Source organism: Pseudomonas sp. GW456-12-1-14-TSB6, from assembly GCF_059424205.1.
This window is the reverse complement of the sequence record NZ_JBWKZE010000009.1, coordinates 81,817-106,801: the sequence shown is the minus strand read 5'-3', so window position 1 is coordinate 106,801 and position 24,985 is coordinate 81,817. Positions and strand designations below refer to the sequence as shown.

At 61.7% G+C, this 24,985-nt stretch carries 15 protein-coding genes and 1 other RNA gene; 10 read left to right on the top strand and 6 right to left on the bottom strand.

The genetic code is table 11. From position 1 onward, the window contains the following. Window positions 1–108: 108 nt before the first annotated feature. The gene (locus AC07Y2_RS10790) at window positions 109–2,493 is read left to right on the top strand and encodes a sensor domain-containing diguanylate cyclase (RefSeq protein WP_103386407.1); all 2,385 of its coding nucleotides are present in this window, start codon (window positions 109–111) and stop codon (window positions 2,491–2,493) included. A gap of 143 nt (window positions 2,494–2,636) precedes the next feature. On the opposite strand, the gene dacB is transcribed toward AC07Y2_RS10790, so the two are convergent. Continuing rightward, complete coding sequence (dacB, locus tag AC07Y2_RS10785) at window positions 2,637–4,097, bottom strand: D-alanyl-D-alanine carboxypeptidase/D-alanyl-D-alanine endopeptidase (protein ID WP_039770010.1); 1,461 nt, start codon at window positions 4,095–4,097, stop codon at window positions 2,637–2,639. 234 nt (window positions 4,098–4,331) lie between these two features. Here dacB and AC07Y2_RS10780 point away from each other — a divergent pair, with 234 nt between their 5' ends. Then, window positions 4,332–4,676, top strand: a complete 345-nt coding sequence (locus AC07Y2_RS10780; protein WP_039770011.1) for a YggL family protein — start codon at window positions 4,332–4,334, stop codon at window positions 4,674–4,676. A gap of 61 nt (window positions 4,677–4,737) precedes the next feature. On the opposite strand, the gene AC07Y2_RS10775 is transcribed toward AC07Y2_RS10780, so the two are convergent. Beyond that, window positions 4,738–5,928 carry a benzoate/H(+) symporter BenE family transporter gene (locus AC07Y2_RS10775; protein ID WP_039770013.1) on the bottom strand — a complete coding sequence of 397 codons (1,191 nt, stop codon included), beginning with the start codon at window positions 5,926–5,928 and terminating at the stop codon, window positions 4,738–4,740. A 224-nt stretch (window positions 5,929–6,152) separates the two neighbouring features. Between AC07Y2_RS10775 and AC07Y2_RS10770 the strand changes: the two genes are divergently transcribed. After that, window positions 6,153–6,917: a GntR family transcriptional regulator gene (locus AC07Y2_RS10770; protein WP_007952027.1), complete on the top strand. Its 765-nt coding sequence runs from the start codon at window positions 6,153–6,155 to the stop codon at window positions 6,915–6,917. Window positions 6,918–7,095: 178 nt separating this feature from the next. Here AC07Y2_RS10770 and guaD read toward each other — a convergent pair whose 3' ends face one another. The 4 genes from guaD to xdhA all read right to left on the bottom strand — a co-directional run bounded on the left by guaD (window position 7,096) and on the right by xdhA (window position 13,253). Further along, the gene (gene guaD / locus AC07Y2_RS10765) at window positions 7,096–8,400 is read right to left on the bottom strand and encodes a guanine deaminase (RefSeq protein ID WP_039770015.1); all 1,305 of its coding nucleotides are present in this window, start codon (window positions 8,398–8,400) and stop codon (window positions 7,096–7,098) included. A 13-nt stretch (window positions 8,401–8,413) separates the two neighbouring features. Further along, entirely contained in the window at window positions 8,414–9,271 is an 858-nt protein-coding gene (xdhC, locus tag AC07Y2_RS10760) for a xanthine dehydrogenase accessory protein XdhC (protein ID WP_039770016.1), read from the bottom strand. A gap of 141 nt (window positions 9,272–9,412) precedes the next feature. Continuing rightward, window positions 9,413–11,806 (bottom strand): xanthine dehydrogenase molybdopterin binding subunit, encoded by a 2,394-nt coding sequence (gene xdhB / locus AC07Y2_RS10755; RefSeq protein ID WP_103386406.1) that lies wholly within the window; start codon window positions 11,804–11,806, stop codon window positions 9,413–9,415. Then, on the bottom strand, window positions 11,799–13,253 hold the full coding sequence (gene xdhA, locus AC07Y2_RS10750; protein WP_103386405.1) for a xanthine dehydrogenase small subunit: 1,455 nt from the start codon (window positions 13,251–13,253) through the stop codon (window positions 11,799–11,801). The genes xdhB and xdhA overlap by 8 nt, the downstream gene beginning before the upstream one ends. Before the next feature lie 266 nt (window positions 13,254–13,519). Here xdhA and AC07Y2_RS10745 point away from each other — a divergent pair, with 266 nt between their 5' ends. The 7 genes from AC07Y2_RS10745 (at window position 13,520) to AC07Y2_RS10715 (ending at window position 24,983) form a co-directional block, all read left to right on the top strand. Further along, a complete protein-coding gene (locus AC07Y2_RS10745) occupies window positions 13,520–14,179 on the top strand; it encodes a GntR family transcriptional regulator (protein WP_039770022.1) in 660 nt (219 codons plus the stop codon). Window positions 14,180–14,181: 2 nt separating this feature from the next. Further along, complete coding sequence (smc, locus tag AC07Y2_RS10740; protein ID WP_103386404.1) at window positions 14,182–17,670, top strand: chromosome segregation protein SMC; 3,489 nt, start codon at window positions 14,182–14,184, stop codon at window positions 17,668–17,670. 306 nt (window positions 17,671–17,976) lie between these two features. Continuing rightward, window positions 17,977–18,834, top strand: a complete 858-nt coding sequence (gene zipA / locus AC07Y2_RS10735) for a cell division protein ZipA (protein WP_074687633.1) — start codon at window positions 17,977–17,979, stop codon at window positions 18,832–18,834. An 87-nt stretch (window positions 18,835–18,921) separates the two neighbouring features. Beyond that, window positions 18,922–21,279, top strand: a complete 2,358-nt coding sequence (ligA, locus tag AC07Y2_RS10730) for an NAD-dependent DNA ligase LigA (protein WP_103386403.1) — start codon at window positions 18,922–18,924, stop codon at window positions 21,277–21,279. A gap of 153 nt (window positions 21,280–21,432) precedes the next feature. Then, entirely contained in the window at window positions 21,433–22,599 is a 1,167-nt protein-coding gene (locus AC07Y2_RS10725; RefSeq protein ID WP_103386402.1) for a zinc-binding metallopeptidase family protein, read from the top strand. Window positions 22,600–22,710: 111 nt separating this feature from the next. After that, window positions 22,711–22,807, top strand: an RNA gene (gene ffs / locus AC07Y2_RS10720) — signal recognition particle sRNA small type. A gap of 217 nt (window positions 22,808–23,024) precedes the next feature. Continuing rightward, entirely contained in the window at window positions 23,025–24,983 is a 1,959-nt protein-coding gene (locus tag AC07Y2_RS10715) for a hypothetical protein (RefSeq protein ID WP_103386401.1), read from the top strand. Window positions 24,984–24,985: the final 2 nt, after the last annotated feature.

Sequence of the window (24,985 nt, the reverse complement as noted above, 5' to 3'; positions counted from 1 at the left end):
AAGGCTCTTGGATCCGTTCAGAACTAGCCAAATTAGTGGCTAATAGCTATAACTCACACACGGCCGATGGGGTTTTTCCCGCAGATGCTGACGTAGTGAGTGGCTTTTATGTCGTTGCACCCCGTGCGCCCGAAGATATTGGGTTTTATCAGCGAAGAAGTCTCGGCCTGGCTGGTCGCGGTGTTGGTATTGCTCGCCGGCGGGATTCTCACGGGGCTGCTCGCCTGGGGCACCCTCAATCAGTTTCATAGCCAGTTGCGCCAACGCTTTCAGCTACTGGCCAACGAGCGCTACAGCCGCATCGAAGAACGTTTTCAGGATCAGGAGCAACGCCTCGATGGCTTGCGCCGGTTCTTCGCCAACTCCGAATCGGTGTCCCGCGCCGAATTCGATGGTTACACCCAACCTTTATTACTGCGCACCCAGGCCTATTCGTTCGCCCTGCGGGTGAGCGGTGCCGAGCGTGCAGCGTTTGAACAGCGGGCGCGGGATGAAGGCCTGAGCACCTTCAGTGTGCGCGAACTCAATGCCCGCGGCGAGCTGCAACTGGCCGCGGCCCGTGATGAATACGTGGTGGTGTTGTACAGCCAGACCCAGAGCCGGCTTGACGCGCCGCTGGGTTACGACTTGCTGGCCCAGCCATTGCGCCGCTCGACCCTTGAACGCGCCGACCAGCTACGCGGTCTGGCGGTGTCGCAGCCGATGCATCTGGTCGGTATCGAGCCGGCTTACGCACGCGGCGTATTGTTGGTGGCACCGCTGCTGCGCGAAGGGGAGTCCAGATCATATGGCTATGTGATGGCTGTCATCAGCATGCGACAGCTGCTGGCAGACGGCTTGCCGGATGCACTTCATGACTATCTGTCGGTACGCATCCTCGATCTGTCCACCACCGATCAGCATGAAGTGTTGTTCGAGTCGACCAATGAGCCGGTGCCAAGCGATCTGTCGGCTACGCGGTTGGTGCGCATGGCCGATCACGACTACCAGGTGGATATTCTGCCCAGCGAAGCGTTCATGCAGGCCAACCATTCGGCGGTGGGCAGCGTGGTGGTGCTGGGCGGGTTGCTCAGTCTGCTGTTGAGTGCGCTGCTTTATGTGCTGGTCAGTCAGCGCCAGCGCGCGTTGCGCATGGTCGAGTTGCGTACTCAGGAGCTGCATGAACGCGAACAGGAACTGCGCGGCACCCACGGCCAGTTGCGCGGAGTGCTCAACGCGGCCACCCAAGTGGCAATCATCGCCACCGACCTGCGCGGTGTGATCAACACGTTCAACCCCGGCGCCGAGCAGATGCTCGGTTATCTCAGCAACGAAGTGGTCGGCCACATGACCCTGGAAAACCTGCACTTTCCCCGGGAACTGGTGGCCCGCGCGGCGGAGCTCAGCGCCCGCTATGGCAAGACCATTCCGACCTGCCAGGCGATGCTGGTGGAGGGTGGCGAAGTCGGCGGGCACGAGGCGCGCGAGTGGACGCTGGTGCGCAAGGACGGCAGCCACATTCCAGTGAACATGCTGGCCACGCCGGTGCTGGACGAGCAGGGGCTGTGGGTCGGGCACTTGGCGATCTGCATCGACATCACCGAACGCAAGCGCGTGCACGAAGCGCTGGCCGCGCGGGATGTGCTGTTGAAGAAGCTCAGCGCCCATGTTCCCGGCGGGATCTATCAATTCAAAATGGAGTTCGACGGACGCTTCAGCGTGATCTACGCCAGCGACGGTATCCGCGAAATCTACGAGCTCGAGCCGGATGTGCTGCTGCTCAACGCCGAAGCGATTTTCACCCGTATCCATCCGCAGGACGTCAGCCGCGTGCGCAAGTCGATCCGCGCTTCGGCGGACAATCTCAGCCCGTGGCGCGAGGAATACCGCGTGCAATTACCCGGGCGCGGCCTGCGCTGGGTTCGCGGCGAGGCGACGCCGGAGGAGCTGCCGGGCGGCGGCGTGCTGTGGCACGGCTATATTTCCGACATCTCCGACCTGAAACGGGTGGAAGAAGAATTGCGCGCGCTGTCGGTGACCGATTCCCTGACCGGCATTCACAACCGGCGCTATTTCCAGGAGCGCCTGACCACCGAGATGGCGCGGGTCGAGCGTGGCGGTGGCGAGTTGTCAGTGATCATGCTCGACATCGACCACTTCAAACGGATCAACGATCAGTACGGTCACGCGGTGGGCGACCGCGTGTTGCAGGCGGTCTGCGAGCGCATCGGTCACCGGCTGCGGCGTACCGACGTGTTCTGCTGGTTGGGCGGCGAAGAGTTCATGGTGCTGTGCCCGGACATCGACGGCGAACACGCCCACATGCTGGCCGAGGAGTTATGGCACAGCCTGCGCAGTGCGCCGATCGACGTGGTGGGGGTGGTGACGGCCAGTTTCGGGATTGCCAGCTGGCGACCGGGGGAGGGCGCGGATGCGCTGTTGTTGCGGGCGGATTCCGGGGTGTATGCGGCGAAGCAGGGCGGACGGGATCGGGTCGAGCGGCAGATGAACTGAGCCCCTCTGCCACCTGATCGTTCCCACGCTCTGCGTGGGAATGCCTCCGGGGACGCTCCGCATCCATTGACGCAGAGCGTCACGGGCTGTATTCCCACGCGGACGGTTCGACGCCTCGACGTGGGAACAATCATTTACGGGGATTACAGAACCGAAGCAGTCTGCGGCGTCCGCGGCTGTTTATAGAGATCCAGCAGCACCTGATCCAGCACCGACGACGCGCCGAACGGGGCCTTGTCGTTGAGGATCGCCACCACCGCCCAGGTGTTGCCGTTGACGTCGCGGCTGAAGCCGGCGATTGCCCGTACGGTGTTCAGGGTGCCGGTCTTGACGTGGGCTTCGCCGCGCATCGCGGTGGTCTTCAAGCGTTTGCGCATGGTGCCGTCCGTGCCGGCAATCGGCAGCGAGCTGATGTACTCGGCGGCGTAAGGGCTGTGCCAGGCCGCTTGCAGCATGTTGGCCATTTCCCGGGCGCTGACCCGCTCGGAACGCGACAGACCGGAACCGTTCTCCATCACCAGATGCGGCGCGGTGATGCCTTTCTTCGCCAGCCACTGACGCACCACGCGTTGCGCGGCCTTGGCGTCATCGCCGTCGGCGTCGTTGCGGAATTTCTGGCCCAGGCTCAGGAACAGCTGTTGAGCCATGGTGTTGTTACTGTACTTGTTGATGTCGCGGATGATTTCCGCCAGATCCGGCGAGAACGCGCGGGCCAGCACTTTGGCGCTGCTCGGCGTCGGGGCCAGACGATCCTTGCCCTGGATGCTGCCGCCCAGTTCCTTCCAGATCGCCCGCACGGCGCCGGCGGTGTAGGTCGCGTGGTCGAGCAGCGACAGATAAGTCTGCGAGCTGCAGCCTTCGCCCAACTGGCCGGCCACGGTTACGGTCACGCTGCCATCGGCCTGCGGCACCGGGTTGTAGCGCACGCCGCCGGTGCATTGTTTGGAGTTGAGCGCTTTGACGGTGTTTTCGATGTTGATGCTGGCAATCGGCGGCTCGACCGAGATCAATACCCGGCCGTTGTCATTGCGAGCCACGAAACGCAGGGCCTTGAGGTTGACCAGCAGCGAATCCGGCTTGACCAGGAACGGCTTGTTCTCGTCGTTGCCGTCATCGTTGAATTCCGGCAGTTGCGGCTGCACGAAGAAGCTGCGGTCCAGTACCAGATCACCGGTGACCTGGGTTACGCCGTTGGCACGCAGGTCGCGCATCAGCAGCCAGAGTTTTTCCATGTTCAGCTTCGGATCGCCACCACCCTTGAGGTAGAGGTTGCCGTTGAGGATCCCGCCGTTCAGGTCGCCGTCGGTGTAAAACTCGGTTTTCCACTGATGGTTGGGGCCGAGCATTTCCAGCGCCGCGTAAGTGGTGACCAGCTTCATGGTCGAGGCAGGGTTGACCGACACGTCGGCGTTGTACACGGTCGGCGTGCCCGGACCGTCCAGTGGCACCATCACCAGCGACAGGGCAGTGGGCTGCAGCTTGCTGGCCTTGAGGGCTTTTTCGACGTTGGGGGTCAGGGCGGTGTTGATGGTGGCAGCGGAGACGGGCAAGGCCAGCGGCAGAAGAAGACCGGCCAGGAGCAGAGGACGCAACGATTTGATCATATGAAATAAAACCCTACAGCCGAGGGGAAAAAAGACGAGGACATGGATGAAAAGGCCCTCAGTGGTCATGAAAGTGTCGGCATTATGCCCCAAGCTGTTACAGCTTGTGCCTTTCGCAAGGGCGCCAATTCGTTATTTTTTTACAGGCGGTCGCACGCACGTTCCAGAGAGTCGGGCAATCGCCGGCTTAAACTGGTAAAGTGCCGGCCGTTATTACTTAAGAGGATTGTTCCAATGGCGACTAACCGTTCCCAGCGTCTGCGCAAAAAACTGTGCGTCGATGAATTTCAAGAGCTGGGTTTCGAACTGAACCTGGGCTTCAAAGAAGACCTGTCCGAAGAAGCCATTGACGCTTTCCTCGAAGCATTCATCAAAGAAGCCATGGAAGCCAACGGTCTGGGCTATGTCGGCGGCGACGACTTCGGTCTGGTTTGCCTGCAGAAGCGCGGCTCGGTCACCGAAGAGCAGCGCGCTGCTGTTGAAGCCTGGTTGAAAACCCGCTCCGAGCTGACCAGCACTGAAATCAGCCCGCTGCTGGACGTCTGGTATCCGGAAAAGCCGATCAACGCGGCCAAGTGATACTGAAAAAAACGGCGACCCGAGGGTCGCCGTTTTTTTATGCCTGCTTTTTATTCAGGCCTCAAGCCTTGCGCCAGTTGAGGATCAGCAAGGTCAACACCCCCGCGACAATCCCCCAGAACGCTGAACCGATGGAAAACAACGTCAGCCCCGACGCCGTGACCATGAACGTGATCAGCGCTGCTTCCCGTTCCTTCACCTCGGTCATGGCGATGCTCAAGCCGTTGATGATCGAACCGAACAGCGCCAGCGCAGCGATCGACAGCACCAGTTCCTTGGGCAGCGCGGCGAACAGCGCCGCCAGCGTGGCGCCGAACACCCCGGCAATCCCGTAGAAAATCCCGCACCACACCGCTGCGGTGTAGCGTTTGTTGCGATCCTCATGGGCATGGGGCCCGGTGCAGATCGCCGCGCTGATGGCCGCCAGGTTGATGCCGTGGGAGCCGAACGGCGCCAGCAGCAAGGACGCGATGCCGGTGGCGGTGATCAGCGGCGAGGCCGGGACGTTGTAGCCGTCGGCCCGTAACACGGCGATGCCGGGCATGTTCTGCGAGGTCATCGCTACGACAAACAGCGGAATGCCGATGCTGATGGTCGCGGCCAGGGAAAAGTGCGGCGTGGTCCAGACCGGTGTCGCCACTTCCAGATGAAAGCCGCTGAAGTCCAGCAAACCCATGAAGCCCGACAGCGCGGTGCCGATCAGCAGCGCAGCGAGCACCGCATAACGCGGCGACAGGCGTTTGACGATGAGATACGTGAAGAACATCCCCAGCACCAGGCCGGTGCGGTGCTGTGCCGCGACGAAGATTTCACTGCCGATCTTGAACAGGATCCCCGCCAGCAGCGCGGCGGCGAGGGAGGCCGGGATCTTTTTCACCAGCCGTTCGAAGCTGCCGGTCAGGCCGCAGATCGTCACCAGCACGGCGCAGGTAATGTAGGCGCCAATCGCTTCGCCATACGTCACGCCGCCGAGGCTGGTGATCAACAGCGCCGCGCCGGGCGTTGACCACGCAATCGTGATCGGCGTGCGATAGCGCAACGACAGGCCGATCGAGCACACCGCCATGCCGATGGAAATCGCCCAGATCCACGACGAAATCTGCCCGCTGGTCAGGCCCGCCGCCTGTCCGGCCTGGAACATCAGCACCAGCGAGCTGGTGTAGCCGGTCATCATCGCGATGAACCCGGCGACAATGGCGGAGGGCGATGTGTCCGCCAGCGGGCGCAGTCGGGTGTGGGTAATTTCGTTCATGACAGCGGCGTTCCTTGTTCAAGCCACGGATTTCGGGTTTAAGCCTAAACTCAAACGTAACGGAGCGTTGCAATACAGCCGAAGTCGCAAACAGCCGTACAGTCGTGTTGCCACCTTCCATTGTGTACAATCGCGCTGTTTTTTACGCGATACTTGCCAGCGACCCACTGTGCCGTATTACAGTCACGGTCAATTCGCCGCCGTTCTTCCCGACTCGAGTGCCCATGAACGAACAGTTGCAACCCCTCAAGAAACAACCGCGAGCAGGCAAAGCCGGCCGCAGCGGAACCCAGGACGATATTGTCTATGCGCATATCTTCGAGGCCATCCTCGAACAGCGTCTGGCGCCCGGCACCAAGTTGAGCGAAGAAGCGCTGGGGGAAATTTTCGGGGTCAGCCGCACCATCATTCGCCGCGCGCTCTCGCGTCTGGCCCATGAAGGCGTGGTGCTGTTGCGGCCGAACCGTGGCGCAGTCGTCGCCAGCCCGAGCGTTGAAGAGGCGCGTCAGGTGTTCCTCGCCCGACGTCTGGTGGAACGCGCGATCACCGAGCTGGCGGTGCAACACGCCACCGCCGAGCAGATTGCCGAACTGCGCCAGATGGTCAACGACGAACGCGACAGCTTCTCCCGTGGCGATCGCGGCGCCGGCATCCGTCTCTCCGGCGAATTCCACCTGAAACTGGCCGAAGCGGCGAAGAACGCGCCGTTGATCAGCTTCCAGCGCAGTCTGGTTTCGCAGACGTCGCTGATCATTGCCCAGTATGAAAGCGGCAACCGCTCGCACTGTTCCTACGACGAGCACACCCAGTTGATTGACGCCATCGAAGCGCGCAACGGCGAGCTGGCGGTGGACCTGATGATGCATCACATGGATCACATCGACAGCAAGCTCAACCTCGACGAGGAAAGCGCTTCGGACGATCTGCATGCAGTGTTCTCGCACCTGTTGCAGACCAAGAAGCCGGGGCGGCCGGCGGTCAAGCTCTGAGGCGAATCGACAGGCAATAAAAATCCCCCGGACTGCAAAGTACCGGGGGATTTTTTTTGTCCGTCTGATCGTTCCCACGCTCTGCGTGGGAATGTCTCTGGGGACGCTCCGCGTCCAGTGACGCGGAGCGTCACGGGCTGCATTCCCACGCAGAGCGTGGGAACGATCGAGCAATCAGTTAGCGCTGGTGTACCAGCGCACCTGCTGCATAAGTCTGAGCCACAGTGCGGTCATCGCCCAGGGTCATCAGTACAAACAGCGTCTCGGCAATGTTGTTGGCCTGCTTCAAGCGGTAGCTCAGCAGCGGCGTAGCGTTGTAGTCCAGCACCAGGAAGTCGGCGTCGGAGCCCGGTTGCAGGTTGCCGATCCTGTCTTCCAGACGAAGTGCCCGCGCGCCGCCGAGGGTGGCGAGGTACAGCGACTTGAACGGGCTCAGGCGCGCACCTTGCAGCTGCATCACCTTGTAGGCTTCGTTCAGGGTTTGCAGCAGCGAGAAACTGGTGCCGCCGCCGACGTCAGTCCCGAGGCCGACGTTCAGTTTGTGCTTCTCGGCCATCGGCAGGTTGAACAGGCCGCTGCCGAGGAAGAAGTTCGAGGTCGGGCAGAACGCGACTGCCGAACCGGTCTGCGCCAGGCGCGCGCATTCGTCATCGCACAGGTGCACGCCATGGGCGAACACCGAACGCTCGCCGAGCAATTGATAGTGGTCGTAGACGTCCAGATAGCCCTTGCGCTCCGGGAACAGCTCCTTGACCCACTCGACTTCCTTGAGGTTTTCGCTGATGTGGGTCTGCATGTACAGATCCGGGTATTCGCTGAGCAACTGGCCGGCGAGGGTCAGCTGTTCCGGGGTGCTGGTCGGGGCGAAACGCGGGGTGACTGCATAGTGCAGACGACCCTTGCCGTGCCAGCGCTCGATCAGCGCCTTGCTGTCAACGTAGCTCGATTCCGGGGTGTCGGTCAGGTAGTCCGGCGCGTTGCGGTCCATCATCACCTTGCCGGCGATCATCCGCAGGTCCAGCTTCTCGGCCGCTTCGAAGAACGAGTTCACCGATTGCGGGTGCACGCTGCCGAACACCAGCGCGGTGGTGGTGCCGTTGCGCAACAGTTCCTTGATGAAAATGTCCGCCACTTCATCGGCGTGGGCCTTGTCGGCGAACTGGCTTTCGCAAGGGAAGGTGTAGGTGTTCAGCCAGTCCAGCAGTTGCTCGCCATAGGCGCCGACCATGCCGGTCTGCGGCAGGTGGATGTGGGTGTCGATGAAGCCCGGGGTGATCAGCGCATCCTTGTGATGGGTGATCTCGATGTCCGCCGGCAGGCTCGGCAGCAGTTCGCTGGCGTGGCCAAGGGCGCTGATCTTGCCGCCATCGACCACCAGCAGGCCGTCCTCGAAATACTCGTAGGAGGCTTCGATGCCGACCTCGGCGGGGTCGGCGATGCTGTGCAGGATGGCGGCGCGGTAGGCTTTGCGAGTCAGAGGCATGAGGGTTCTCTAATCAGTTTGAGGCTTTGAGTGTGGCGGCCTGACTGCGGCGCGAAACCGGCAGCAGTTTGGCAATCGGTTCGGCGCTGGCGGTGTGCTGGCCGAAATTGGCGTTATAGGTGGCGATGATTTCGCCGGCGATGGAGATGGCGATTTCCACAGGCAACTTGCCTTTGACTTCGCCGATGCCCATCGGGCAGCGCATGCGTTGCACGACGCTGGCGTCGAAACCACGATCACGCAGGCGGTGTTCGAACTTGGCCCGTTTGGTCTTCGAGCCGATCAGGCCGAACCAGGTGAAGTCGTTGCGCTTGAGGATCGCGGCGGTGAGTTCCAGATCCAGTTGATGGTTGTGGGTCATGACGATGCAGTAGCTGCCGGCGGGCAGGTCGTCGATTTCATCCACCGGTTCCTCGGCGACGATCTTGCGCACGCCGTGGGGAATCTGCTCGGGGAATTCCTCTTCCCGGGAATCGATCCAGCGTACCCGGCAGGGCAGGCTGGCGAGCAGCGGCACGAGCGCGCGGCCGACATGGCCGGCGCCGAACACGGCGATCTGTGCCTGCACCTGGCCCATCGGTTCGAACAGCAGCACCGTGGCGCCGCCGCAGCACTGGCCGAGGCTGGCACCGAGACTGAAGCGCTCCAGATGGGTGTCCTGCCTGCCGCTGGCGAGCATCTCGCGGGCGATCTGCATGGCTTTGTATTCCAGGTGCCCGCCACCGATAGTATCGAAAGTCTGGCGGGCGCTGACGACCATCTTCGAGCCGGCATTGCGCGGCGTCGAGCCGAGTTCTTCGATGATCGTCACCAGAACGCAGGGTTCGCCCTGGTTCTGCAGGTCGGCGAGGGCGTCGATCCAGTTGTACATATCTCACCTCTCAGATCGTTCCCACGTCGAGGCGTCGAACCGTCGCGTGGGAATGCATCACTGGACGCTCCGCGTCCGCTGTTCAGGATGCGACGCAGAGCGTCGCGGGCTGCATTCCCACGCAGAGCGTGGGAACGATCATCAAACAACCTCGGTTTCAGCTTCGACGGCTTTCACCGCCTTGAGCTGGCGCATCTGCTCGCAGCCCCACAACACCCGCTCCGGGGTCGCCGGCGCGTCGATCTTCGGCTGATGTTTGTAATCGCCAAGGCTGGCCACCGCATCCTTGATCGCACACCACGCGGCGATGCCGAGCATGAACGGCGGTTCACCCACAGCCTTGGAGTGGAACACCGTGTCTTCCGGGTTCTTGCGGTTTTCCACCAGCTTCACCCGCAGGTCCAGCGGCATGTCCGCCACGGCCGGGATCTTGTAACTGGCCGGGCCGTTGGTCATCAGCTTGCCCTTGTTGTTCCACACCAGTTCTTCCATGGTCAGCCAGCCCATGCCCTGAACGAAACCACCTTCGACCTGGCCGATGTCGATGGCCGGGTTCAGCGAGGCGCCGACGTCGTGGAGGATGTCGGTACGGAGCATCTTGTACTCGCCGGTCAGGGTGTCGACGATCACTTCGCAGCACGCCGCGCCGAAGGCGAAGTAGTAGAACGGCCGACCACGGGCCTGGCTGCGGTCGTAGTAGATTTTCGGGGTCTTGTAGAACCCGGTGCTCGACAGCGACACCTGATTGAAATACGCCAGCTGGATCAGCGCTTCGAAGGTCAGGATGTGGTCACGCACCCGTACGTGGCCGTTGTGGAATTCCACGTCTTCTTCGCTGACCTTGTAGTGCCGCGCGGCGAATTCGACCAGCCGCTGCTTGATTGTCTCGGCAGCGTTCTGCGCCGCTTTGCCGTTCAGGTCGGCGCCGCTGGAGGCCGCGGTCGGCGAGGTGTTCGGCACTTTGTCGGTGTTGGTCGCGGTAATCTGCACGCGGTCCATTTCCACCTGGAACACTTCGGCCACGACTTGCGCGACTTTGGTGTTCAGACCCTGGCCCATTTCCGTGCCGCCGTGGTTCAGGTGGATGCTGCCGTCGGTGTAGACGTGCACCAGCGCACCGGCCTGATTGAGGAAGCTGGCAGTGAAGGAAATACCGAATTTCACCGGGGTCAGCGCCAGGCCTTTTTTCAGGATCGGGCTGTTGGCGTTGTAGCGACGGATCGCTTCGCGGCGCTCGGCGTACTGGCTGCTTTCTTCCAGTTCGGCGGTCATCTCTTCGAGCATGTTGTGCTCGACGGTCTGGTAGTAATGGGTGACGTTGCGCTCGGTCTTGCCGTAATAGTTGGCCTTGCGCACGGCCAGCGGATCGAGGTTCAGGTGACGGGCAATGGCGTCCATCACTTCTTCGATCGCGACCATCCCTTGCGGCCCGCCGAAACCACGGTACGCGGTGTTCGACGCGGTGTTGGTCTTGCAGCGGTGACCGTTGATGGTCGCATCGCCCAGGTAATACGAGTTGTCCGAGTGGAACATCGCCCGGTCGACAATCGAGGCCGACAGATCAGGCGAGCAGCCGCAGTTACCGGCCAGATCCATCGCGATGCCGTGCAGGCGCCCGTTGCTGTCGAAACCGACGTCGTACTCGACGTAGAACGGGTGACGCTTGCCGGTCATCAGCATGTCTTCGACACGCGGCAGGCGCATCTTGGTCGGCTGGCCGGTGAGGTGCGCGATCACCGCGCACAGGCACGCCGGGCTCGCGGCCTGGGTTTCCTTGCCGCCGAAACCACCGCCCATGCGGCGCATGTCGACCACGATCTTGTTCATCGACACGTCGAGAACTTCGGCCACCAGCTTCTGCACTTCGGTGGGGTTCTGGGTCGAGCAGTAGACGATCATGCCGCCGTCTTCGGTCGGCATCACCGAGGAGATCTGGGTCTCCAGATAGAAGTGTTCCTGACCGCCGATGTGCAGCGTGCCTTGAATCCGGTGTTCAGCCGTGGCCAACGCATTGACTGAATCGCCGCGTTGATGGGTATGGCTGTCGAGCACGAAGTGGCGTTTGCGCAGGGCTTCGACCACGTCCAGCACCGGCTCCAGATCTTCGTATTCGATGATCGCGGCCATGGCGGCCTTGCGTGCGGTTTCCAGATCCTTGGCGGCCACGGCCAGCACTGGCTGACCGACGAACTGCACGTCATCGATGGCCAGCAGCGGATCGCCCGGCAGCAGCGGGCCGATGTCTTTCAGGCCCGGTACGTCTTCATGGGTGATGGCGATGCGCACGCCTTCAAAGGCGTAGCAGGGCTGGGTGTCGATGCTGATGATTTTCGCGTGGGCGCGATCCGACAGCCGCGCGTAAACGTGTAATTGGTTGGGGAATTCCAGGCGGTCATCGATGTATTGCGCTTCACCGGACACATGTTTGGCGGCGCTGTCGTGCTTGACGCTGCGGCCGACGCCGGTGGTCAGGTCTTTGGCGAACAGTTCAGCCAGTTCAGCTTGCGTTTTCTCTACGCCGTGATGGTTAGACATAAGCGGTCACCCGAGTCTCGATGTGCGGTGTTTGCAGTTCGATGAAGTATTTGCGCAGCAGGTTCTGCGCGCTGAGCAGGCGGTATTCCTTGCTGGCGCGGAAGTCAGAGAGCGGGGTGAAATCCTCGCCCAGCGCGGTGCAGGCGCGTTCGACCGTTGCGTTGTTGAACGGCTGGCCGAGCAGCACGGCTTCGCAATGAGCGGCGCGTTTCGGGATCGCGGCCATGCCGCCGAAGGCGACGCGGGCGTCGGTGATCACGCCGTTTTCGATGCGCAGATTGAACGCAGCGCAGACGGCAGAGATGTCGTCGTCCAGACGCTTGGAGACTTTGTAGGCGCGGAAGCGCTGCTCAGCCGTGGCGCGAGGGACGATGATCTTCTCGATGAACTCGCTTTCCTGACGCGCGGTGACCCGGTAATCGATGAAGTAATCCTCGAGGGCCAGCGTGCGGCGGGTCTCGCCCTTGCACAGCACGATCTGCGCGCCGAGGGCGATCAGCAGGGGCGGCGAGTCACCGATCGGCGAGGCGTTGCCGATGTTGCCGCCCAAAGTGCCCTGGTTGCGGATCTGCAGGGAGGCGAAGCGGTGCAGCAGCTCGCCGAAGTCCGGGTACTCGGCGTTCAACGCTTCGTAGCAGTCGGAGAGGGCGGTGGCGGCGCCGATTTCGATGCGATCCTCGAAGTGCTCGATGCGTTTCATTTCGGCGACGTTGCCGACGTAGATCATCACCGGCAACGTGCGGTGGAACTGAGTGACTTCCAGCGCCAGATCGGTGCCGCCAGCCAGCAGGCGGGCCTGTGGATAAGCGTCGTAGAGATCGGCCAGATCGGCCACGGTCAGCGGCACCAGGCAGCGTTTGTCGCCGCTGTTGAGTTCGCCGATCGACGTCGGGGCAATGGCTTTGAGGCGGGCGATGGTTTCCGCTTCACGGGCGTCGAACTGGTCCGGTTGCTTGGCGCAGCAGGATTGTTCGGCGGCGGCCAGGATCGGTCGGTAGCCGGTGCAGCGGCAAAGGTTGCCGGCCAGCGCTTCGTGGGCCTTGGCCTGATCCGGTGCATCGCTGTTCTTTTGCAGGGCGAACAGCGACATCACGAAACCGGGGGTGCAGAAACCGCACTGCGAACCGTGGCACTCGACCATGGCTTTCTGCACGCTGTGCAGTTCGCCCTTGTGCTTGAGGTCTTCGACGCTGATCAATTGTTTGCCGTGCAGCGACGACACGAATGTCAGGCACGAGTTGAGGCTGCGATAGCGAATGTGTTCGCGGCCATCGTCATCCGTCTGCAACTCGCCGACCACCACCGTACAGGCGCCGCAGTCACCGCTGGCGCAGCCTTCTTTGGTGCCGGATTTACCCACGTGTTCGCGCAGGTAGTTGAGCACAGTCAGGTTCGGGTCCAGGGCGTGCTCGCTACGGAGTTCCTGGTTAAGTAAAAACTGGATCACGGAAGGCCTCGCAGACTCATTATTGTTGTTGAGCGACTTGAGCCGAATTTAGCAGGTCTGACTTTTCGGTCAATGGTTTTCTGACTTAAAGGTCAGGAAAAACCGTTTTGTCGCTCAACCACGTGTCTCTTCAGTATTGACCCTCATTGGATCAAGCGCTTTTTTGCGGGAATCGTGCCAAAAACCGCTGTGCGGGCACTCCGCCATGACCGCGCATTGCGCTACACTGCGCCGCTTGTGCAGATCGAAGAGTTTGAAGGACAACCATGACGTTCAAGGCGCCGGACAGCCTCGCCGAGCAAATCGCTCACCACCTCGCCGAACGGATCATTCGCGGCGAAATGAAGCCGGGAGAGCGCATCCAGGAACAGAAGGTCACGCTGGCGCTGAACGTCAGCCGCGGCTCGGTCCGCGAAGCCTTGCTGATCCTCGAGCGCCGTCACCTGATCGCGATCCTGCCGCGCCGCGGCGCGCACGTCACTGAGCTGACGGCGCACAAGGTGCAGAGCCTGTGCACGCTGATGAGCGAGCTGTACATCCTGCTCGGCAACGCCGTGGCCAATGGCTGGCAGACCCAGGCCGACATGGCGCCGTTCGTGCAGATCCAGCAGCGCCTGACCGCCAGCTACGAGCGTCAGGACATCCGCACCTTCGTCGACGACAGCTTCAACGTCATGCGCGCCGCGTATCCCTTCGCCAACAACCCGTACCTGCAAGAAACCGTCGAGAACCTGCAACCGGCCATGAGCCGTGCGTACTTCCTCGCGCTGGAGCAGCGCAAGGCCGAGATGAGCGAGTTCCTCGACCTGTTCGAACGCCTGCTCGCCGCCGTCCTCGCCCGTGACCTGCCGCAGATTCGCATCGTGCTGACGGCTTACGCCCAGCGCAGCTGCGATCTGGTGGTGTCCGCCCTGACGGTTGCCTGACCTTGCGGCTCAAGTGCATCAAGCTGGCGGGGTTCAAATCCTTCGTCGACCCGACCACGGTGAACTTCCCCAGCAACATGGCGGCAGTCGTCGGGCCGAACGGTTGCGGCAAGTCGAACATCATCGACGCCGTGCGCTGGGTGATGGGCGAAAGCTCGGCCAAGAACCTGCGCGGCGAGTCGATGACCGACGTCATCTTCAATGGCTCGACCAGCCGCAAACCGGTGAGCCAGGCGAGCATCGAGCTGGTGTTCGACAACTCCGACGGCACGCTGCTGGGCGAGTGGGCGGCCTACGCGGAAATTTCGATCCGCCGCAAAGTGACCCGCGACAGCCAGACGACTTATTACCTCAACGGCGCCAAATGCCGTCGTCGCGACATCACCGACATTTTCCTCGGCACCGGCCTCGGCCCGCGCAGTTACTCGATCATCGAGCAGGGGATGATCTCCAAGCTGATCGAGTCCAAACCGGAAGACCTGCGTAACTTCATCGAAGAAGCCGCCGGCATCTCCAAGTACAAGGAGCGCCGGCGCGAGACCGAAAACCGCATCCGCCGCACCCACGAAAACCTTGCCCGTCTGACCGACCTGCGCGAAGAGCTCGAGCGCCAGCTCGAACGCCTGCACCGTCAGGCCGAGGCCGCCAAGAAGTATCAGGAATACAAGGCCGAAGAACGCCAGCTCAAGGCGCAATTGTCGGCCCTGCGCTGGCAGGATCTGAACGATCAGGTCAGCCAGCGTGAATCGATCATCGGCAACCAGGAAATCAGCTTCGAAGCGCTGGTCGCCGAGCAGCGCAACGCCGACGCGGCCATTGAACGCCTGCGCGACGGTCACCATGACCTGTCCGAGCGCTTCAATCTGGTGCAGGGGCGCTTCTATTCGGTCGGCGGCGACATCGCCCGGGTCGAGCAGAGCATCCAGCACGGCCAGCAGCGCTTGCGCCAATTGCAGGACGATTTGAAAGAAGCCGAGCGCGCACGCCTCGAAACCGAATCGCACCTGGGCCACGACCGCACCTTGCTGCTGACCCTCGGCGAAGAGCTCGATCAACTGACCCCCGAGCAGGAAATCACCAACGCCGCGGCCGAAGAAGCTGCCGCTGCGCTGGAAGATTCCGAAGCCGTCATGCACGGCTGGCAGGAGCAGTGGGACGCCTTCAATTTGACCGCCGCCGAACCCCGTCGTCAGGCCGAAGTGCAGCAGTCGCGCATCCAGCAGCTGGAAACCAGCATGGAGCGCCTGGCCGATCGGCAAAAGCGTCTGGGCGAAGAGCGCGCGCTGCTGTCGGCCGATCCGGAAGACGCGGCGATCATGGAACTCAGCGAACAGCTCGCCGAGTCCGAAGCCACCCTTGAAGATTTGCAGACCAGCGAAGAAGCCCAGGTCGAAAAACTTGAGCAACTGCGTCAGGAATTGCAGCAAGCGCTGACCGCGCAGCAACAGGCGCAGGGCGATTTGCAGCGCCTCAATGGTCGCCTTGCATCGCTGGAAGCCTTGCAGCAGGCCGCGCTCGATCCGGGCACCGGCACTGCCGAATGGCTGAAGGAACACAACCTCGCCGAGCGCCCGCGTCTCGCCGAAGGCCTGAAGGTCGAGGCCGGTTGGGAGCTGGCGGTGGAAACCGTGCTCGGCGCCGACCTGCAAGCGGTGCTGGTGGATGATTTCGACGGCTTCGATCTGTCTGGTTTTGCCCAGGGCGATCTGCGTTTGCTCAGCCCCGGCAACGACGGCGTGCGCGTGGCCGGCAGCCTGCTGGACAAGGTCGAGGCGCAGGTCGATCTGTCGCCCTGGCTCGCTCAGGTCAAGCCGGTCGACAGCCTTGAACAGGCGCTGGCTATGCGTGGCCAACTGGCTGCCGGCCAGAGCCTGATCAGTCGCGACGGTTACTGGGTCGGCCGGCATTTCCTGCGGGTGCGCCGCGCCAGTGAAGCCGAAAGCGGCATGCTTGCGCGCGGCCAGGAAATCGAATCGCTGCATGCGGAACGCGAAGAGCGTGAAGCCACGGTCGAGGCCATGGAAACCCGTCTGCAAACCCTGCGCGCGCAACAGCGTCAGCAGGAAAACGGTCGCGAACATTTGCGTCGACTGTTGCAGGACGAAGCCCGTCAGCAAGGCGAACTGAAAGCTCAGCTTTCCGCCGGTAAAGCCAAGGCCGAGCAGTTGAACCTGCGTCGCACCCGTCTCGACGAAGAACTGGTGGAGCTCGCCGAGCAGCGCGAGCTGGAACACGAAAACATCGGCGAAGCGCGGATCCAGTTGCAGGACGCTCTCGACGCGATGGCCCTCGACACCGAGCAGCGCGAATTGCTGCTGGCCCAGCGCGACAGCCTGCGCGAACGCCTGGATCGGGTGCGTCAGGAAGCGCGCCAGCACAAGGATCACGCCCATCAATTGGCCGTGCGCCTCGGCTCGCTGCGCGCACAACACGATTCGACCCGCCAGGCCCTTGAACGTCTGGAAATGCAGGCCGAGCGCCTCACCGAAAAACGTGAACAGCTCAGCCTGAATCTGGAGGAGGGCGAGGCGCCGCTGGAAGAGTTGCGCCTCAAACTCGAAGAGTTGCTCGACAAGCGCATGAGCGTCGACGACGAACTCAAGACCGCGCAGATCGCCCTGGAAGATGCCGATCGCGAACTGCGCGACGCGGAAAAACGCCGGACCCAGGCCGAGCAGCAATCGCAATTGATCCGTGGCCAGCTCGAACAGCAACGCATGGAATGGCAAGCCCTGACCGTGCGCCGCAAGGCCCTGCAGGATCAATTGCTGGAAGACGGCTACGATCTGCACGGCGTGCTCAACACCCTGACCGCCGAGGCCAGCGAGAAGGCTGCCGAAGAAGAACTTGAACGCATTGCCGCGCGCATTCAGCGCCTGGGCGCGATCAACCTCGCGGCGATCGACGAATACCAGCAACAATCCGAGCGTAAACGTTATCTGGATGCCCAGGACGCCGATCTGGTCGAAGCCCTGGAGACCCTGGAAAACGTCATCCGCAAGATCGACAAGGAAACCCGTAACCGTTTCAAAGATACCTTTGATCAGATCAATGGTGGTTTACAGGCGCTTTTCCCAAAAGTTTTCGGTGGCGGGCGGGCGTATTTGGAACTGACGGGCGAAGATCTACTCGATACAGGGGTGACGATCATGGCGCAACCGCCCGGGAAGAAGAACAGCACCATCCATTTGCTCTCCGGCGGCGAGAAAGCCCTGACCGCGCTGGCACTGGTTTTTGCGATCTTCAAATTGAATCCGGCGCCGTTCTGCATGCTCGATGAAGTTGACGCACCACTGGATGACGCTAACGTTGGACGCTACGCACGATTGGTCAAAGAGATGTCGCAGACCGTGCAGTTCATCTATATCACCCACAACAAGATCGCCATGGAAATGGCTGACCAGTTGATGGGGGTGACGATGCATGAGCCGGGTTGTTCGCGACTGGTAGCCGTGGATGTCGAGGAGGCGATGGCGATGGTGGACGCCTAGCGGCGCAGCTTCGAGCGATAAGCTGCGAGCTGTAAGAGAAGAGCTTGTAGCTCGCAACTTGCAGCTGAGCTGCGCAAAGCTGACGACAGGTGGGCTATTTGAATGAAAGTGGCAATTCGACACAATTTGCGCGGCGATTTCGACAGACGGTGTAAAGTTGTCTTTGGTCGTGCTAGTTTAATGTCAATTTTTCGTATACGTGGGCAAAACGCCTGTCAGAACATAGAGTTGGCGCCACGTTTTAAAGCGGTTTGCACAGTGTAAACCCCTTATTTTTCAGCATTTTTTATAGAGGCACGGGATTACATGGAAATCGGTCTGCGCGAGTGGCTGATCGTCATCGGCATCATTGTGATAGCCGGTATTCTTTTCGATGGCTGGCGCCGTATGCGCGGCGGCAAGGGAAAACTGAAATTCCGTCTTGACCGAAGTCTGTCCAACCTGCCCGACGAGGACACCAGCGCCGAGCTGTTGGGCCCGGCCCGCGTGCTGGATACCCATAAAGAGCCGCAACTGGACGAGCACGATCTGCCATCGGTGAGCATGCCGGCTCGCGAGCCTCGCGAATCCGGTTCCAAGCGCGGCAAGCGTGGCAGCAGCGGTCCGGCCCAGGGCGACCTGAATCTCGATCTGGACCTGGACGGCGGCCCGAGCATCAGCAGCCGCGACGATGATTTTGTCGAACCTGCCGCCAAGTCTTCGCCGGCAGTGGCCGACAAGGATCAGCCGCAGGCAGAAGAAGTGCTGGTGATCAGCGTGATCTGCCGCGACCCGGCCGGCTTCAAGGGCCCGGCACTGCTGCAGAACATTCTGGAAAGCGGTCTGCGTTTCGGCGAGATGGATATTTTCCACCGTCACGAAAGCATGGCCGGCAACGGCGAAGTGCTGTTCTCGATGGCCAACGCGGTCAAGCCGGGCATCTTCGATCTGGACGACATCGACCATTTCAGCACCCCGGCGGTGAGCTTCTTCCTCGGCCTGCCAGGCCCGCGTCATCCGAAGCAGGCCTTCGACGTGATGGTCGCGGCAGCCCGCAAGCTGTCCCAGGAACTGAACGGCGAATTGAAAGATGACCAGCGCAGCGTCCTGACCGCGCAGACCATCGAGCACTACCGTCAGCGCATCGTTGAATTCGAACGTCGCGCCCTGACCCAGAAGCGTTGATTGAAAAGGTTGCCTCGCAATAAAGGGGCAATCGGCAAAATAGATTGAGCAGCCTCGGCTGCTCTTTTGCTTTATGAGAGAACACCCATGACTGCCGCCAAAGACCGCATTCTAGAGCTGCGCGCTGAACTCGATCAGCACAACTACCGTTACCACGTCCTCGATGAGCCGAGCATTCCGGATGCCGAGTACGACCGGTTGTTCCACGAGCTCAAGGCGCTGGAAGCGGCCAACCCGGAACTGATCACCAGCGACTCGCCGACCCAGCGCGTTGGCAGCGTCGCGCTGACCGCGTTCACCCAGGTGCGTCACGAAGTGCCGATGCTCAGCCTCGGCAACGCCTTCGAAGAAACCGACATGCGCGAGTTCGACCGTCGGGTGACCGAAGGTCTGGACCTGCCGGCCGGTGACCTGTTCGGCGGTGGCGCGGCGGTGGAATACAGCTGCGAGCCGAAACTCGATGGCCTGGCGGTCAGTCTGCTGTATCAGGATGGCGTGCTGGTACGCGGTGCCACGCGCGGCGATGGCACCACCGGCGAAGACATCAGCGTCAACGTGCGCACGGTGCGCAACATCCCCCTGAAACTGCACGGCACGGGCTGGCCCGCGACCCTGGAAGTGCGCGGCGAAGTGTTCATGTCCAAGGCCGGTTTCGAACGCCTCAACGCCTCGCAACTGGAAGTCGGCGGCAAGACCTTCGCCAACCCGCGCAACGCCGCCGCCGGCAGCCTGCGTCAGCTGGATTCGAAGATCACCGCCAACCGCCCGCTGGAATTCTGCTGCTATGGCATCGGTCAGGTCTCTCACGATATTTCCGACACCCACATCGGCAACCTCAAGCAACTGCAAGCCTGGGGCATGCCGATCAGCCACGAATTGAAACTGGCCAAGGGCATTGGAGAATGTCTGGATTACTACCGCGATATCGGCGAACGCCGCAACTCGCTGGCCTATGAAATCGACGGTGTGGTGTTCAAGGTCAACAGCATTGCCGATCAGCGCGAACTGGGCTTCCGCGCCCGCGAACCACGTTGGGCCATCGCCCACAAATTCCCGGCCATGGAAGAACTCACCGAACTGCTCGACGTGGAATTCCAGGTCGGCCGCACCGGCGCCGTCACACCCGTGGCGCGCTTGAAGCCGGTCAAGGTGGCCGGCGTTACCGTGGCCAATGCCACGCTGCACAACATGGACGAAGTCGCCCGGTTGGGCCTGATGATCGGCGACACGGTGATCATTCGCCGCGCCGGTGACGTGATCCCGCAAGTGGTGCAGGTTGTCACCGAGCGTCGTCCCGAAGACGCGCGGCCGGTGCAGATTCCCGAGAGTTGCCCGGTTTGTGGTTCCCATGTCGAACGCACGCAACTGGTCAAACGCAGCAAGGGCAAGGAAACCATCAGCGAAGGCGCGGTGTATCGCTGCGTCGGCCGACTGGCCTGTGGTGCACAGCTCAAGCAGGCGATCATTCACTTCGTCTCCCGTCGCGCGATGGACATCGAAGGTCTTGGCGACAAGAGCGTCGAGCAGTTGGTGGACGAAGGTCTGGTCAGTTCGCCGGCCGATCTTTACGCCCTGAAGTTCGATGACATCGTCGACCTCGAAGGCTTTGCCGAAGTGTCGAGCAACAAGTTGCTGGCTGCGATTGAAGACAGCAAGAAACCGGGGCTGGCGCGGTTCATCTATGCGCTGGGCATTCCGGATGTCGGCGAGGAGACGGCCAAGGTGCTGGCGCGTTCGCTGGGGTCGCTGGAGCGCGTCCAGCAAGCCTTGCCGCAGGTGCTGACGTACCTGCCGGACATCGGTCTGGAAGTGGCGCACGAGATCCACAGCTTCTTCGAAGATGCGCACAACCAGCAGGTGATCACCGAGTTGCTGGGCCATGGTCTGGAGATTCAGGATCAGGGCGAGCTGGGCGCCGAGTTTGCCGCGAGCACCACGCTGGGTGGCTTCCTCGACAAGCTGCACATTCCTTCGGTGGGGCCGGGCGGGGCGCAGAAGCTGGCTGACAAGTTCGAAACGCTGGAAGGGGTGATGAACGCGGACTGGCTGGAAATGCGCCAGGCACTGCCGGAGAAGCAGGCCAACTCGGTTCGCGAGTTTTTTGCCTTGCCCGAGCATCGTCAACTGGCTGAAGCGGCCGAAAAGCAACTGCGCGATTTCGGCATGCACTGGCAGAGCGAAAAGAAAGTCGTCGAAGGCTTGCCGCTGGCTGGCGAAACCTGGGTGCTGACTGGCAAGGTCGAGCTGATGAGCCGCGATGTCGCCAAAGAACACCTGGAAAGCCTCGGCGCCAAGGTCGCCGGTTCCGTGTCAGCCAAGACTCACTGCGTGGTCGCTGGGCCGGGCGCCGGGTCGAAACTGACCAAGGCCAACGAGCTGGGTGTGAAGGTGATGGACGAAGAGGCCTTTATCGCGTTCCTGAAAGGGCACGGTATCAGCGCCTGATGATCGTTCCCACGCTCCGCGTGGGAATGCCGCCCCGGACGCTCCGCGTCCGCTGTGACGCAGAGCGTCACGGTATGCATTCCCACGCAGAGCGTGGGAACGATCTTTGGGCGGGAATGATCTAGTCTTGGCAAGCCCAAGGGAGAGATCGCCATGTACCGCTTTTTCGAGCAGCTCAGTTCCCGCATCGTCGCGCCGTTGATGGGCGAATCCTCGCGCAACAGCAAAGTCTGGCCGTGCCGTTGCGGCCAGTCGCTGTTCTTTCGCAACAGCCAGTGCCTGGCCTGCAACGCGGCGCTGGGTTATCAACCGGAACACAGCCGGCTGACCTCGCTGCAACCGGGGCCGCAAGAGGGCACCTGGACGCTGGACGTCGATCCCGACGCCGGGCTGTTCCGGCGCTGCGCCAACCTCGACACCCCGGCCGCCTGCAACTGGCTGCTGCCCGCCAACGATCACGACAGTCTGTGTGCGGCCTGCGCTCTGAATCGCACCATTCCCGATCTGTCCGTCCCGGAAAACCCCGAACGCTGGCGCAAGGTGGAAATCGCCAAGCGGCGACTGGTCGCGCAACTGATCAGCCTTGGACTGCCGGTCATCCCGAAAACGCTCGACGAAGCCACCGGCCTGGCCTTCGATTTCATCGGCGTCGATCTGCAAGGCAACGCGCCGATGACCGGCCACGCCAACGGCCTGATCACCCTCGACATCGCAGAAGCCGACGACGCCCACCGCGAGCGCGTCCGGGCGCAGATGCACGAACCTTATCGCACGCTGCTCGGGCACTTTCGCCATGAGGTCGGGCATTACTACTGGGATCGCCTGATCGACAACGGCCCGTGGCTCGGTTCCTTCCGCAGCCTGTTCGGCGACGAACGCGCCAGTTATGCCGAGGCGCTTGAACGGCATTATCAACAGGGCGCGCCGGCGGACTGGTCGCAGCATTACGTCAGCGCCTACGCCAGCATGCACCCGTGGGAAGACTGGGCGGAAACCTGGGCGCATTACCTGCACATGATGGACGCGGTGGACACGGCGCTGGGTTTCGGCATGAGCGCCCGGGAGATGGACCTCGACTACCAGCCATTTCCGTCGAGCACCCTGTACGACCCCGAACATCCCGGCGGCGCGGCGTTCCTGTCGTTCGTCAACGCGTGGATCGAACTGGCCGGCATGCTCAACGAACTGTCACGCAGCATGGGTCAGCCGGATTTCTATCCCTTCGTCCTGCCGCCGGCGGCAATCGCCAAGCTGCACTTCATTCATCTGGTGATCCAGCAAGAGGGCGGCCGGGCGGACGAGGTGCTTCAGGCGCAATAGCAAGTGCTTGAAGCCCTTCATATTTTTAATCTGCAACGAGCAGTTGTAACTTCGTCTCAGATAGGTACAATGGCGCGGCTCGCCGACAGGCGAGTGTCGTTATGGTGACCCTATCGGTCCCCCCGCAACGATTACCCGTGAACCTGGTCAGAGCCGGAAGGCAGCAGCCACAGCGGGAACATTGTGTGCCGGGGTGTGGCTGGTAGGGTTACCACCTTAACGAACATCGAACGAATCAACACCGAACTGCATGGGTTTCGCCCACTGCGGTTTTTTTATGCCTGCGATTTGGCGTTTCGTACCCGAACCCCTGCTCGCGAAGGTGTCGACGCCTCTTCAATCCCGCATACTCGCCACCACCGAAATAAATGAAGAGTCTGGCCAGGATCGACCTTTTAAGGTTTGCGCCCAGGCCGCGAGGTTTTATGCTCCCGGAACATTCCGATCTATCCAGCCCTGTGTTCTTGCCCGTCACGGATGAAACCTGCGCGAACCTGTTGCAGGCGGGTGGCGCAAAAGCGCTCGAAAGCCTGACCGATCCCGAATTGGCGGCAGTGCTGGTCATCCAGAATCTGGTGCAGACGAAAGAGCAGGATCTCGGCGCCGTGGCGGCAGAGAAAATTCTGGCCAAGCTCTTGTCCTGGGCTGCCGAAAACCGTCAGTCAACGACGGCGAGCCTGCTGTCTGAAGCCCAGCGGCTGTTCGACCCACGCAAACTGTATTTCGGCCTGAAGGTCCTGAATCCTCTGAACCTGCGTTTTCTGTTGGCCGAAGAAGTATCCGCACGCGACTACTTGTTGCCGGACGGCCAGTGGGACTTCGAATACAAGGTGCGGCGCCATCGCAGCCATGACCCGTTCAGCCAGCCGATCGTGACGCCCCGACAGCGCGAGCGCTGGTTGAGCCCGGCACAGGACAAACTGGTCAGAACCTTCCGCGCCAATCTGGACGAAGACCTGCATGTACAAGGCTACGCAGGGATCGGCAAAAGCCATCTGCTGGTGGCGTTGCTGGAGCATCTGCGCCCGGAAAAGACCCTGTTGCTGGCGCGCACCCCGGCCAAGCTCGAAGTCCTTCGCCAGCGCATGGTGGGGCCGAGCGAGAAGAAGGCCGGCAAGACCTTCCTGGTGTTTGCCCAATCGCTGATGCTCGGGCGCAGGCCTCAGGCTGAAGGGACGACTCGGATCCTCAGTCGCCAGGCGCTGGCGCAGGAACTGAATATCTTCGGTTTCCGCCACCACGACGGGCAGGCGACCCTTGAACTCTGCCTCAAAGTGATCGAACGCTACTGCCGCTTCCGCGATCACACCTTTTCGGCGAAGCATCTGCCGCATTTCAACCAGCCGCTCTCCAGCGTCGACGCTCAGGTGTTGCTGGAGTATTCGAGCCGGGTGTGGGGCTACCTCGAACTCAACCCGGCGTGGGGCAGCCAGACTGGCTTCGAAGCGCTGCTGATGATCAAGCGGGCCTGCATTGCTGGTTGCGTGGTGCCGGCGCGCTACACGCACGTGCTGATCGACGAGAGCCAGGACATTCCCGGGTCGCTGTTGCAGATCATCGAACGTGGCCGCCAGGTGTTGATCACCCTCGGCGACGAGTACCAGCAGGCCAGCGGCGTACCGGTCAAGCGCCACCGCGAGGTTCGCCAGAGCGATATCAGCTATTCGGTGCGTTCGGGCCGTAACGTCGAGCGGCTGGTCAACCCGCTGATCGCCCGGCACTCGCAGAAGGGCAAGATTCCGTTCGAAGGCGCCAGTGATGCTGACGTCCTGATCAAGGAATATCCGGAAGGTTTTGTGCCGCCCGAAGGCTGCGTGGTGCTGACGGCATCGCCGTGGGACACGATGATCTGGGCCATCCACCTGCACGATGCCAACTGCAAGTTCAGATTCCCGGACAAGCGCACCCAGGATGAACTCAAGCATTTCATGGCTACCGCCATCGAACTGTTCAAACCTGACTTTTACCGTTCCGAATTCAGCGAAAACGGCGTGCATCCGTACTTCAGCGACCTGCCCGACTGGCAGGCTGTGTGCGACGCCAACCAGTTCGACGAGTCGTTTCTGCGGGTCAAGGCCAAGCTGGAAGACGGTTTCATGATTGCCGACCTGACACGCCTGAACCGAATGATCGACAACGCCGGCAACGGCTGCCTGCTGATGCTGGCGGAAGAGGCGGGGGGCATGGAATTCGACAAGGTGCTGCTGACGCCGGGGCTGCTGACCAACGAGAAATTCAAGGACGCCTACGCGTTCGATCAGCGGATCTGCGCCGTGTACATCGCCATCTCCCGGGCCAGGCTGAAGCTTTACGTGCCGTACGATGTCGTGGCGTGGGTCGAGTATCACGAGTACCAGCAGTTTCGTGATGCGGCGGGGCATTGAGG